The organism is Rhizobium sp. SL42 (genome assembly GCF_021729845.1).
GTDB lineage: Bacteria > Pseudomonadota > Alphaproteobacteria > Rhizobiales > Rhizobiaceae > Allorhizobium.
The window spans coordinates 3681886-3693999 of record NZ_CP063397.1 but is presented as its reverse complement, the minus strand read 5'-3'; the positions used below and the strand labels follow the sequence as shown (position 1 = coordinate 3693999).

Here is a 12114-nt window from a genome sequence, read left to right as displayed (position 1 = left end):
AGATCAGGCCTGCTTTACGGTCAGATCCCGGCCGTTGCTGCTGACAACCACGACCCGTGCGCCGGCGGGTAAATCGGGACCATCGACGACCCAGAATGTATCATCGAGCCGGATACGGCCGCGGCCTTCGGCGATGGGGTCGATGAGCACGGCGGTACGGCCGACTAGGCTCGCACCGCGCTGGTTAAGCAGCGGTTCGTCCGATTGCGCTTCCTTGCGGGCAAAGAGTCGGCGGCCTCCAAGGGTGGCTGCAATCGCGGCCGCGGCAAAGACCAACAACTGTAGCTGCCAGGTCCACAGGCCCATGTCCCAGAACAGCAGAGACAGGATACCGGTGAAGATTGCCGCAAGGCCGATCCAGACCAGAAAGACGCCGGGCAGGAAGAGTTCGGCAGTCAGCAGGATCATGCCGAGCACCCACCAGCTCCACGGACCAAGTTCGATGGCGATGCGGCTCAGCATGGCTCAGGTCCCACTTGGCGGTGCAAAGGGATTGACGGGCGGCGTGGGGCGCGCGGGTTGAGCCGGGCGCGCGGGGACCTGCGGAACGGCAGCACGTTGCTGCTCGCCGAAGACTTCCTTCGCGATTGAGCCAATGCCGCCAAGCGAGCCGATCAGGGCCGAGGCTTCCATCGGCATCAGAACGATCTTGGCATTGGAGGCGGTGCCGATCGCGGTCATGGCCTCGGTGTATTTCTGGGCGACGAAGTAGTTGATCGCATTGATGTCGCCGGCGGCAATCGCCTCTGACACCATGCGGGTTGCCTTGGCTTCGGCTTCCGCCAGGCGCTCGCGGGCCTCGGCCTCGCGATAGGCCGCTTCGCGCTGGCCTTCCGCCTCAAGGATGGCGGACTGCTTTGCGCCTTCCGCACGGAGGATCTGGGCGTTGCGGAAACCTTCGGCTTCCAGAACCTGGGCGCGCTTTTCGCGCTCCGCCTTCATCTGCCGACCCATGGCATCGACAAGATCAGCCGGCGGCTGGATGTCCTTGATCTCGACGCGGGTGACCTTGATGCCCCAGGGGCGGACGGCATCATCAACGACGCGCAGCAGGCGGTCGTTGATCACTTCGCGGTTGGAGAGCAGCTCGTCGAGGTCCATCGAACCCATGACCGAGCGGATATTGGTCATGGTCAGGTTGAGGATGGCATTTTCCAGATTGGCGACCTGATAGGCGGCTTCAGCGGCGTTCAGCACTTGATAGAAGGCCACCGCATCGGCGGAGACGGAGGCATTGTCCTTGGTGATGACTTCCTGGGTCGGCACGTCGAGCACCTGTTCCATGACATTCATCTTCGAGCCGATGCGATCAAAGAAGGGGATGATCAGGTTGAGGCCGGGTTCAAGCGTGCGGGTATAGCGGCCGAACCGTTCGATCGTGTAGCGATAGCCCTGCGGCACGGTCTTGATCGCGGCAAAGAGCACGAGGATGACGAGCACCGCCACGGCAATGACGACGATATCCGAACCGGCAAGATTGAGCATTGTTTCCTCCTCAGACGGCGCGGCGCCGTTTGTGCTGCTGTCCTAACATCGTGAAAGCACTTGCTGATTGCAAGAGCCGGAGCGAATTGGACAGGCGTGGAAGTGGCGGATCGGCGATAAATGCGAAAGGCGGCGTGATCTGCATCACGCCGCCCTTGATCATTGTCTTGTCATTGCCGAATGGCGTTACTCAGAACTCTTCCCAGCTGTCCTGGGCAATGGCTGCATTGCCATGGCTGCGGGGCATCGGTGCGCTGGCCCGGGCCGGCTGCGGAACAGGGCGCGGTGCCGGGGTGCGGGCAGGCTGCGCCATGGCGCGTGCGGTTTCCCGCAGACCGGAGGAATGGGCCGAGGCCGTGGCGTCGATGGCAAACTGGGAGATCAGTTCGCGCAGCTTGGCCGCTTCGCCGGCAAGGGCGCCGGATGCCGCGTTGGATTCCTCGACCATGGCCGCATTCTGCTGGGTGGTCTGGTCCATCGAGTTGACGGCATGGTTGACCTCAGAAAGACCGGTCGACTGTTCCTTCGCGGAAATCGCGATGGCATCCATGTGGGTGTTCATTTCGGCAATGAAGCCGCCGATGGTGCGCAGTGCTTCGCCGGTCTTGCGAACCAGGTCGACGCCGCTCGACACTTCCGTCGTCGAGTTGTGGATGAGCGCCTTGATTTCCTTTGCCGCATTCGCGGAGCGCTGGGCCAGTTCGCGCACTTCCTGTGCGACGACCGCAAAGCCCTTGCCTGCCTCGCCGGCGCGGGCTGCCTCGACACCGGCGTTGAGCGCCAGCAGGTTGGTCTGGAAGGCGATTTCATCGATCACGCCGATGATGTTGGAGATCTGTTGTGAGCTCTGTTCGATCTTGCGCATGGCTTCTTCGGCATGGGCCACGACCTTGGAGGATTCCGTCGCCGAAGAATTGGCCTGGGTGGCGACGCCGCGAGCCTCTTCCGTGCGCTTGGTCGAGTTCACCACATTGGCGGTGATTTCCTCGACGGCTGCCGCGGTCTGCTCCAGCGCTGCTGCCTGCTGTTCTGTGCGCTTCGACAAGTGGTCGGTTCCGGATGCTATTTCGCGGGTACCGGTTTCGATCGTCGCCACGCTGTTGGCAATGCCGCCCAGCGTGGTGTTCAACTGCCGGATGGACTGGTTGAAGTCGTGACGCAGGGTTTCGAAATCCGGGGCGAAGGCTTCGTTCAACTGGAAGGAAAGTTCACCGGCGGCAAGACGTTTCAGGCCCTGGGCCAGACCCGAGGTTGCGATACGAAGACGTTCGGCTGCATCCGCTTCTGCGCGCTCCTGGGCGGCGATACGGTCCAGTTCGGCCTGCTTGCGGTTCTGTTCGGCTTCGCTCTGCAGACGATGGTTGGCGATCGCAGCCTCGCGGAAGACCTGCATGGCTTCCGCCATCTTGCCGATTTCGTCCTTGCCGCCCTTTTCGATCGCGACGTTCAGATCGCCATTGGCGAGGCGCGCTGTCGCATCGGCGAGCTTGCCGAGCGGCCTGGACACCAGCTGGAAGTTCAGCAAGCTCATCAGGCCGGCAAAGAGTGCGACAGTAACGGCGGCGAACAGGCTGATCCATTCAACCGCGCCGAGCGCCGATTTCTGGTCTCCGGAAGCGACGGTGATCTGCTGTTGAACGGAGTCTGTCGCCTTGTGGATCTTGGCGTTGAAGTCGCCGAGCAACTTCGTGCCGGAACCGGTCAGTTCCAGGGCGCGGGCAAGTTCGACGGTCATCGGATCCCGCATCAGGCCGACCTGCTTGTCAACGACACTGGTGCGCCATTCATTCAGCACGGCGAGGGCTTCGGTGAGCGCAGGAAGATCTGCGGCAGAATGTATTCCGAAGAGCTTTTCCAGTTCAGGCTTTTCCGTATCCAGCCGTTTCGTGACATCCGCATATTCTGCGACGAAATCACGGTTGCCCGTCAGCAGAAAGTTCTTCAGGGCAAGGTTTGCCTGCGTGACATCGTCAATGAATGTCGATGCAGCGCCCTGCAGCTGTTCGAGATCCTGATTGTGTTCGACTAGGGCGGTGGCGGTCGTCGCGCGCGTGTAAATCACGCCGGAGGCGCCGATCGCGATCACGGCCAGAATGCCAAAGGCTGCAAAACCTTTTGCGCTCACGGAGATATTCTTCAGCATGGGTTCGTTCCTGTGAAAAATTGTGTGGCCGTTTCAGCGGAGCTGTGATCGGCCTCATGCGTTCATCATATGGCTGGTTACGTGGCCGGTGACTGGCGGCGCTGCAGTTCCGTGAGATTGACCTCAACGGTGACCGCGCCGATCTTCGCCTTGTTCGTATCGGTCAGCGTAAAACTGACCTGGCTGCGCCAGATCTTGGCTTCGTCGTCCCATTCCGCCTCGTCGATGAAGAGCGCGTCATCGGCGACGTCGTAGGTCTTCTGGAACTTGTCCTCGTCACCCTGCCAGAAATCGCTGGTGATCGAACTCTGGCCGACATTCAGGCCATTTTGATCCATGATGAAGATCTCGGCATAGAGACCGAGCGACCGACCCTGCATGCGAGCGAGATAGACAGACAAAGGGTTGGACAAGGTGGCTGCGATCAGCGGCTTGTCGGCAGCCTCCTGTTCGGCGCGCCACATCTTGTCGAGCTCGTCGATCTTTTCCTGCGCCAGGTCGCTCTTGGCGGCATTCTGTGCGCCGACGGAGACCCGCACGATTTCGGTGTCGATCCACTGGCGCATCTCTTCGATCACGGCCGGCGTAATCATCTTTTGAACATCAGGTTTGGCCGGTTCGGCGACTGTTGAGGCGGCCGACAACATCAAAGCTGCAGCGGCCAACGTGGATCTAGAAAATGCCATGATCGTCTCCTTTGTTGGCCTTAAATTTAGGCATCAATATTTAAATGTCAGTTAATATAAGAAATCATCGATACGAAATCTCAATTGAATACAATGCGTTAGATGCAATTCGTCAAATTTTACAAATGTTGTTAGTCAACCTTTAGGTGCTTTTGTTATGTTCGATAACTGACGGGCGTCGAGACCAAATCGCTGATATATTACGCCTTTTTCGATCGCCTTCATTGTTTGGTTGCATAAAAAATCAGCACTCGCTCATTGCGGATGCGCTTGCGGGTTGCATGAGCAATTCCTTTCCTGCGGCGACAAAAAAAGGGACGCCGCGGCGCCCCTTTCATGTCCCGGATCGGATCGGATCGACCATCGCGGATGGCGACTTTGAATGCACGGCATCTCTCGTCGTTTGCCGGGCCGTGCGAGGAGATCCGCTCAGGCCGGTATGCGTTGATCGTATTCTTCGCGCAGGCGCAGCCAGCCATCCCAGAAGGGCTGGGCTTTCGTGCCATTGAGTCGGGCGGCCAGAATATCCAGATGCATGTGCCAGCCGGCGCCGACCATCAGCATGTTCTTGCGATCGGAAATGCGCTGGTGGACCAGTGTCAGCAGCACATTCGTGCCCCTCGGCTCCAGGGTCATCGTTACACTGCCGCAGTCACCCCAGGTGAAGGTCAGCTTTTTGAGCGGTTTCAGTTCGGTGATCCGGCTCTGCATGCTGTGCGTCTCGGAAAACCCTTCGGGACGGGTGCCGGGCGGATCGGTCAGTTCGTCATTGCGCCATGTCAGTTCGAAAGGCGCTTCGACCTTCAGGTCCATGTCTCCGGAGGCCAGCCATTGTCTTCGAAGTTCACTTTTGGTCAGGTACTCCCATACCCGTTCGACGGGACCGGGCAGAAGACGTTCGATCTTCAAGGTGGCAGGCTCGGTGACAATGCCATAAGCGTCGAGAGTTGCTGTTTCGGTCATGTGTCATTCCTCTCTTTTTTATCAGGGCCGGGGGATATCTGTTTGTCGTCCTGCCGGAGGAGCCGCTCGAGCGTATCGAGGCGACCGGTCCAGAAGCGTTGATAGAAGTTCAGCCATTCATGCGCCGTCGCGAGTGGTCCGGGATCCAGGCGGCACAGATGGGTCCGCCCGCGTATTTCACGGCGGATCAGGCCGGCATTTTCGAGAACCTTGATGTGCTTGGAGGCTGCCGCAAGCGACATCTCGCAGGGCTTCGCCAGATCGCTGACCGTGCGTTCGCCATGCGAGAGATGGTGCAGCATCTGCCGCCGTGTCGCATCGCCAAGTGCGTGAAAGACCAAATTCATATAGTGGGTATTTTGCTCAACCATGTGGTTGAATATGGCTGGCGTTGTCCTGATTGTCAACCGATTGGTTTAATGTTTTCTCGTGGCAGAATAAAAGAAGGGCCGCATCGCTGCAGCCCTTCGTCAGTTCGGTCAATGGTGTGGATCTCAGATCCAGCCTTGCAGTTCGCGACGCACCACCGTTTCGATGACCCGCATGCCGTCGAGGCTGTCGTTCAGGCAGGGGATATGGGTGAATTTCTCGCCGCCATTGTGCAGGAAATCCTCTCCTGCCTCGACAGCGATCTCTTCCAGCGTCTCGAGGCAATCGGAAACGAAGCCCGGATTGAGCACGGCGATGCGCTTGACGCCATCCTTTGCCAGCTTCTCCACGGTCTTGTCGGTATAGGGCTGCAGCCACTCCTCCGGTCCGAAGCGGGATTGGAAGGTGACCATCAGCTTCTCCTTCGACCAGCCCAGACGGTCGCGCAACAGGCGCGTCGTCTTGTAGCACTGGCAGTGATAGGGATCGCCCTTCTTGAAATAGGACATCGGGATGCCGTGGTAGGAAGTCAGGACGATCTCCGGCTGCCAGTCGAGCGTTGCCAGATGGGTCTCGATCGAGTTTGCCAGTGCGTCGATATAGACCGGATCGTCCGCATATTGCGGCACCGTGCGCAGTGCCGGCTGCCAACGCATCTTCAGGAGCGCCTTGAAGGCTTCGTCGTTGACGGTGGCGGTGGTGGCGGCTGCATATTGCGGATAGAGCGGATAAACGAGGATCCTCTCGCAACCGGCCTTCTGCATTTCAACCAATTTCTTCTGGATCGCCGGCTGACCGTAACGCATGGCCCAATCGACATGTACATGCGGGAGATCCCTGAGGGCCTCGGCCAGCTTTTCCGCCTGGTTGCGCGTATAGGTGCGCAGATAGCTTTCGTCGAGATCGTTGTTCCAGATCGACTTGTACGCCTCACCGACCTTCTGCGGCCGCTTGTTGAGCACGATGCCGTAGAGGATCGGGTACCAGAACAGTCGCGACCATTCGATGACCCGCTTGTCGGTCAGGAATTCCGCCAGATACCGCCGCATCGATTCGTAGTCGGTACCGTCCGGTGTGCCGAGATTGACGAGAAGAACGCCGACCTTGCCGATATTGAGGGGCGGATGGTCGGATGGCCAATGGGCGGGCAGTGCGGTCATTTTATTATCCTGATGGGCTGGCTGAACGCCACTACGTCGGAAATTGTATCGAGGATCATCTGATAAAAGCAAAAGCCGGCCCGGGAAAGCCCGGGCCGGCTTGTTGTCATGTGTCAAACGGTCTTAGTTTGCCGGCAATTCCAGTTCCTTGCCAATGGCGATCAGGTCGGGGTTTTTCAGCCCGTTGGTCTCGGCGATCTTCGTCCACAGCGCACCGTTGCCGTAGGTTGCCTTGGCGATCTTCCACAGGCTGTCACCGGCGACCACCTTGTAGGCCGTTACGGCAGCGGTGGTTGCGGTTTCGACGGCGGTTGCCGCCGGGGCAGCCGCGGCGGTTTCCGGGGCCGCAGGCGCAGCTTCCGCGGCAGGTGCCGCTTCTGCCGGCACGGCGACCGCCGCGGCGACCTCGGTGATGCGGCCATCGGTGTAGGGCTTGTAGGGGCTGTTCTTGGCGATGAAGTCGGCCACCACACTTTCCAGGCCCGGGCCGAAGTCATAGGCGTTCTGGCCGGCTGTTGCGAAGATCTTGAATCCGTCGCCGCCGGCGCGCATGTAGTTGTTGGTGGCGACGCCATAGACCTTGTTCGGATCAAGCGCTACGAACGCATCGCCTTCCTTCACCTCGACCGAAACGACCCGGCTTCCGGCCGGCTTCGACTTGTCGAAGGAATATTTCAGGCCCGATACCTGCGGGAAACGACCGGCGACTTCCTCGATCTGGCTGAGACCATTTTCGAGCGCTGCCACGATGTCGGATCCCTTGAGCTGGAAAGAGGCCAGCGAGTTCTGGAAGGGCAGGACCGTCAGCACTTCACCCATGGTAACCGTGCCGGCGTCGATCGAAGCACGCAGGCCGCCGCCGTTCTGGATGGCGATCGTGATACCCTGATCCTTCAGGCGGTCGACCATCGCGTCGGCAACAAGGTTGCCCATGGTGCATTCGGCGGTGCGGCAAACATCGCGGGAGCCATCGATGATGTCGGAAGTCGAGCCAATTTCCTTCAGCTTCAACTCTTCGATCGGGCCGCCGAGCTCTGCGACCTTGGCGACGAAGCCTGCATCGGGGGTGACCGAAGCATCGAGCAGCTTCGGCGCGCCCGAGGCGGCCTTGACAACACCGGCGTCGTCGAAGGTGACAGCCAGGTCGCCGAGATATTTGGAATAGGAATAAGCGGTGACGATCGGCACGTCCTTGCCCGACGGGTTCTTGACCAGCGTCGGATAGGGGCCGGCCGCCTTCTCGTCGGTCGACGACAGCAATGTGTGGCTGTGACCTCCGACGATCACGTCGATGCCGTCGACAGCTGCCGCGATCTCTTGATCCTTGACGTAGCCGACATGCGACAGCAGCACGATCTTGTTGACGCCTGCCGCCTCGATCTCCTTCACCGCTTCCTTCAGATAAGTGATTTCGTCGGCAAACAGCACGCTGTCACCCGGCGAGGAGGTTTCGTCGGTGTCGGTCGCCAGAACCGAAACCACGGCGACCTTGTCGGCGCCGAACTCCTTTATGATGTAGGGCTTGAACTTGTCGGCGATCGGCGTGTCGAGGCCGGCCAGCGTATTGCCGGAGATCATCGGGAACTTCAGCGCATCGATGAACTTGGCCAGTTCTTCCGGACCATCGTCGAATTCGTGGTTGCCGATCGCCATGGCGTCGAAGCCGATGCCGTTCATGAAGTCTGCGATCGGTGCGCTCTTGTAGGTGGTGTAGAACAGCGAGCCCTGGAACTGGTCGCCGGCATCGAGCGTCAGTACGTTCTTGCCGTCAAGTTCGGCGCGGCGGGTGTCGATTGCAGTCTTCACGCGGGCAATGCCGCCGAAGCATTCGTTCTTGGCTGCTTCTTCCGCCGAGCAGGTCGAATCGAACTTGTTGATCGCCTCGATGCGGGAATGAAGATCATTGATGTGCAGGATGTTTAGCTCGAAATCGGCAAATGCGCCGCCGGCGGACAGTGCAAGCAGGGATGCACTCATGAGGCCGAACCGCAGGTGTCTGAACATCGTTTTCTCTCCTGTTTTTACATCATCATTCGGTGCAACAACGGCTCTTGATGTCCGCTTCCGCCCCTTGCTTGGCCGGATGTTTTCATCAAGTCATGGCAACCGCAAGAGAAAATCACCCATTTGTGTCATGTTATGGAATGGTGAAATAAAAAAAGCGGCTGCCGAGGGCAGCCGCTGGATATCATGTCGACGACGTCATCAGGATGACGCGAAAATCAAAGGTCTGTCGGTCTCAAGCTCGGCGTGCCAGCGAGAACTGCGCGCCGCTGTCGGATGTGCAGTTCAACTGGTTCGGCGTCACCAGGGCGCAATTGACCTTCTGCTGCGTGTTGCGCACCAGCGAGGTCATATTGATCTCGACCAGGCGGTCGGACTGCAATGTGTAGGTGCCGGAGGCGAGTACCTGGTTGGTGTCGGTGGTGCGGGTGGTGAATGTGCCGCCCTGGAAGGTCGAGACGATGCCGTTCGGATCGGCCCAGGCGCCTTCCACCGTCGGGCCCTGTCTCACGGTCGGCAGCGGGCGCGGGCCGCTGGAATAGCAGGAGGAAAGCGCCATTGCACATGCCGCGATTGCCACCAGTGACTTCAGTTGCATTCTGGTCTCCCACCGTCTCGGCGGCGTGATAGCGCCGTCCGCTTGTCTAATTGCCTAAAATTTTAAAAACCATGCCGCGAAGCCATGTCCAAAGCAAGACCGTGATCCTGTCTGGTCCGGTTTATCCCGTCTGGATGCGGTTTCCCGCAGTTCCTGTCTCTATGAAAGCAAAAAGCCCGCCGCAAGGGGCGACGGGCTTCCAGCAGGGCTGTTAACGGATCAACGAACCAGAATGTTCCGGAACTGCCACGGATCCTTTTCGTCGAGGTCTTCCGGGAAGAGGCCCGGACGGCCTTCGAGCGGGGTCCAGTCGGTGTAGTGACCTTCAACCGGGCCGAGATACGGCATCTGCACTTCGAGGCAGCGCTTGTAGTCGATCTCGTCGGCTTCGACGATGCCGGCCTTCGGGTTTTCCAGTGCCCAGACCATGCCGGCGAGAACGGCAGAGGTTACCTGCAGGCCGGTGGCGTTCTGGTAAGGCGCGATGCGGCGGGTTTCTTCCAGCGACAGGCGCGAACCATACCAGTAGGCATTCTTGTCGTGGCCATAGAGCAGCACGCCGAGTTCGTCGACGCCGTCGACCAGTTCGTTCTCGTCGAGAACGTGCAGGACCGGCTGCTGCTTGCCGCCATTGCCGAACATTTCGTGCAGCGACAGAACCGCGTCATTGGCCGGGTGATAGGCGTAGTGGCAGGTCGGACGGTAGGCGACTTCGCCGTCCTTCTCGACGGTGAAGTAGTCGGCGATCGAGATCGACTCGTTGTGGGTGACGAGGAAGCCGTATTGCGGGCCAGGCGTTGGGCACCAGGTGCGGACGCGGGTGTTTGCACCCGGCTGCTCGAGATAGATCGCTGCCTTGCAGCCCTTCTTGTGCTTCTTGGCGTTCTTCGGCATCCAGTTTTCGTGGGTGCCCCAGCCGAGTTCAGCCGGCTGCAGACCTTCGGAGATGAAACCTTCGACCGACCAGGTGTTCCAGAAGACGTTCATCGGCTTCGGGTTCTTGGCGCGCTGGGTGTCGCGTTCGGCAATGTGGATGCCCTTGACTCCGACCTTCTTCATCAGCTTGGCCCAGCCTTCGCGGTCGTCCTGAGCCGGCTCGTCGAACTTGACGCCGAGTTCGTTGGCGACGTTGACCAGCGCCTGCTTGACGAACCAGGAGACCATGCCCGGGTTGGCACCGCAGGTGGAGACGGCGGTGGTGCCGCCCGGGTTCTTCTTGATTTCGGCACGAACGGTTTCACGCAGCGCGTAGTTGGTGCGCTCCGAGTTCTTCATGTTCTTATCGAAATAGAAGCCGAGCCAAGGCTCGACGACCGTGTCGATGTAAAGCACGTCGAGCTTGCGGCACATCTTCATCAGGTCGAGCGACCCGGTGTCGACCGAGAGGTTGACGCAGAAGCCCTGACCCTTGCCGGCCTTGAGAAGCGGCTTGAGCAGTTCCTTGTAGTTTTCCTTGGTGACATGCGCCTGGATATGCTTGATGCCATGCTTGGCCAGCAGTTCCGCATCGTCGTTGCGGGGGTCGATGACGACCATCCGGCTCTTGTCGAACTTGAAGTGGCGTTCGATCAGCGGCAGGGTGCCACGGCCGATCGAACCAAAGCCGATCATGACGATCGGGCCGGTGATCTCGCCGTAAACCGGATAGGATGTCTCAGTCATTTCTGTCTCCTTGCAGGGCGCAGTCTTTTGCTGCGTGCACAATTGGGTCTTTGCCGAATGCGCATCGGCAGGGCCGATATTGGCGGCTCTAGATCACAAAATACTGACACAATAAAGAGTATGTCGCAGGCCACCGTCGTGATCAGGCGGAATTTTTCGCAAAATGCCGATCGCGCAGGTAATTGCCGAGGCGCCTGCGTTGAACGTCGACCCCTTTGTAGGCCGCCTGCTCCGGCGTCAGGGCGTCGAGCTGCTCGGCAAGAGCGCTGGCCAGACGCGCACCTTCGGGGTGGTTTTCGAAGACGGCCACCGGATCGAGATAGATGCGGATGGTGAAGACGATATCACCGGTCCCAGGCAGCTTCGTCAGCGTCTGGCGCTCGACACGGATCACGGCTTCATCGGGAGTGGCCGCGTCGTTGCGGCCGGTTTCTGGGTGATGAAGTTTTTGCCGCCAGTTGATCGACCAGTTGAAACGCTCCGCCGGCTGGTCGGCAAGCAGGTTGTCGAAGATGCGGTTGATCATGGCCGCATTGCGGGTTCCATCCTGAAAACCCGGGACATGGGCATGGATCTGCTCCATCGGGCGGTCGAATTTCTCGGCGAGCGACCAAGAGGAGGGAAAGGAAAGATGAGCGGCCGCCATGTACCAGCCCGCCTCGCGCCGCTTCATGATGACCAGATCGTCCTGGACGAGAAATCCGGCGCGCATGAGGGGTGGAACGGTTTCGTCTTCGAGGTCGATTTTGTGACCGCCGATGTGGAAGGTGTTGCCTTCGCGCCGACAGAGATGCGGATGGTGGGTTTCGAGATGATCGACGATCAGGCCAAGGCATTCGTGCTGGGTCGGCAGGCTGTCTGCGGTTGCGCGGAAAATGTCGTCTCGACGGGTAGTGGCGAGGCGTCGCTTCTCATCGAGGTAGTGCGTCAGATCATTGTCTGGAGTGATCCAGCGTGTGGGGTCGAGCGACGAAAGGCCGATGGTGAAGGGGCGGGATGCTGTTGCATAGGGGGTATGGACGAAGGCGGTCATGTCGTGCCTTT

General features: G+C 59.6%; 12 protein-coding genes. All 12 read right to left on the bottom strand.

Translation table 11 applies throughout. From position 1 onward, the window contains the following. Positions 1–3: 3 nt before the first annotated feature. Positions 4–462 carry an NfeD family protein gene (locus IM739_RS17485; protein WP_237368943.1) on the bottom strand — a complete coding sequence of 153 codons (459 nt, stop codon included), beginning with the start codon at positions 460–462 and terminating at the stop codon, positions 4–6. Positions 463–465: 3 nt separating this feature from the next. Then, positions 466–1485, bottom strand: a complete 1020-nt coding sequence (locus IM739_RS17480) for an SPFH domain-containing protein (RefSeq protein WP_237368942.1) — start codon at positions 1483–1485, stop codon at positions 466–468. A 10-nt stretch (positions 1486–1495) separates the two neighbouring features. Continuing rightward, the gene (locus IM739_RS17475) at positions 1496–1648 is read right to left on the bottom strand and encodes a hypothetical protein (RefSeq protein ID WP_237368941.1); all 153 of its coding nucleotides are present in this window, start codon (positions 1646–1648) and stop codon (positions 1496–1498) included. A gap of 27 nt (positions 1649–1675) precedes the next feature. Further along, a complete protein-coding gene (locus IM739_RS17470; protein WP_237368940.1) occupies positions 1676–3628 on the bottom strand; it encodes a methyl-accepting chemotaxis protein in 1953 nt (650 codons plus the stop codon). Between the two features lie 77 nt (positions 3629–3705). After that, positions 3706–4314 (bottom strand): hypothetical protein, encoded by a 609-nt coding sequence (locus IM739_RS17465; RefSeq protein WP_237368939.1) that lies wholly within the window; start codon positions 4312–4314, stop codon positions 3706–3708. 429 nt (positions 4315–4743) lie between these two features. Beyond that, complete coding sequence (locus IM739_RS17460) at positions 4744–5277, bottom strand: SRPBCC family protein (RefSeq protein ID WP_237368938.1); 534 nt, start codon at positions 5275–5277, stop codon at positions 4744–4746. Continuing rightward, positions 5274–5648 (bottom strand): ArsR/SmtB family transcription factor, encoded by a 375-nt coding sequence (locus IM739_RS17455; RefSeq protein ID WP_237368937.1) that lies wholly within the window; start codon positions 5646–5648, stop codon positions 5274–5276. The genes IM739_RS17460 and IM739_RS17455 overlap by 4 nt, the downstream gene beginning before the upstream one ends. Positions 5649–5771: 123 nt before the next feature. After that, positions 5772–6806 (bottom strand): ferrochelatase, encoded by a 1035-nt coding sequence (hemH, locus tag IM739_RS17450; RefSeq protein ID WP_237368936.1) that lies wholly within the window; start codon positions 6804–6806, stop codon positions 5772–5774. Positions 6807–6929: 123 nt separating this feature from the next. After that, positions 6930–8810 carry a 5'-nucleotidase C-terminal domain-containing protein gene (locus IM739_RS17445; RefSeq protein ID WP_237368935.1) on the bottom strand — a complete coding sequence of 627 codons (1881 nt, stop codon included), beginning with the start codon at positions 8808–8810 and terminating at the stop codon, positions 6930–6932. 235 nt (positions 8811–9045) lie between these two features. Then, the gene (omp10, locus tag IM739_RS17440; protein WP_237368934.1) at positions 9046–9408 is read right to left on the bottom strand and encodes an outer membrane lipoprotein Omp10; all 363 of its coding nucleotides are present in this window, start codon (positions 9406–9408) and stop codon (positions 9046–9048) included. A 219-nt stretch (positions 9409–9627) separates the two neighbouring features. Further along, positions 9628–11070: a homospermidine synthase gene (locus IM739_RS17435; protein WP_237368933.1), complete on the bottom strand. Its 1443-nt coding sequence runs from the start codon at positions 11068–11070 to the stop codon at positions 9628–9630. A 142-nt stretch (positions 11071–11212) separates the two neighbouring features. Then, positions 11213–12103: a heme-dependent oxidative N-demethylase family protein gene (locus tag IM739_RS17430; protein ID WP_237368932.1), complete on the bottom strand. Its 891-nt coding sequence runs from the start codon at positions 12101–12103 to the stop codon at positions 11213–11215. Between the last annotated feature and the right edge of the window lie 11 nt (positions 12104–12114).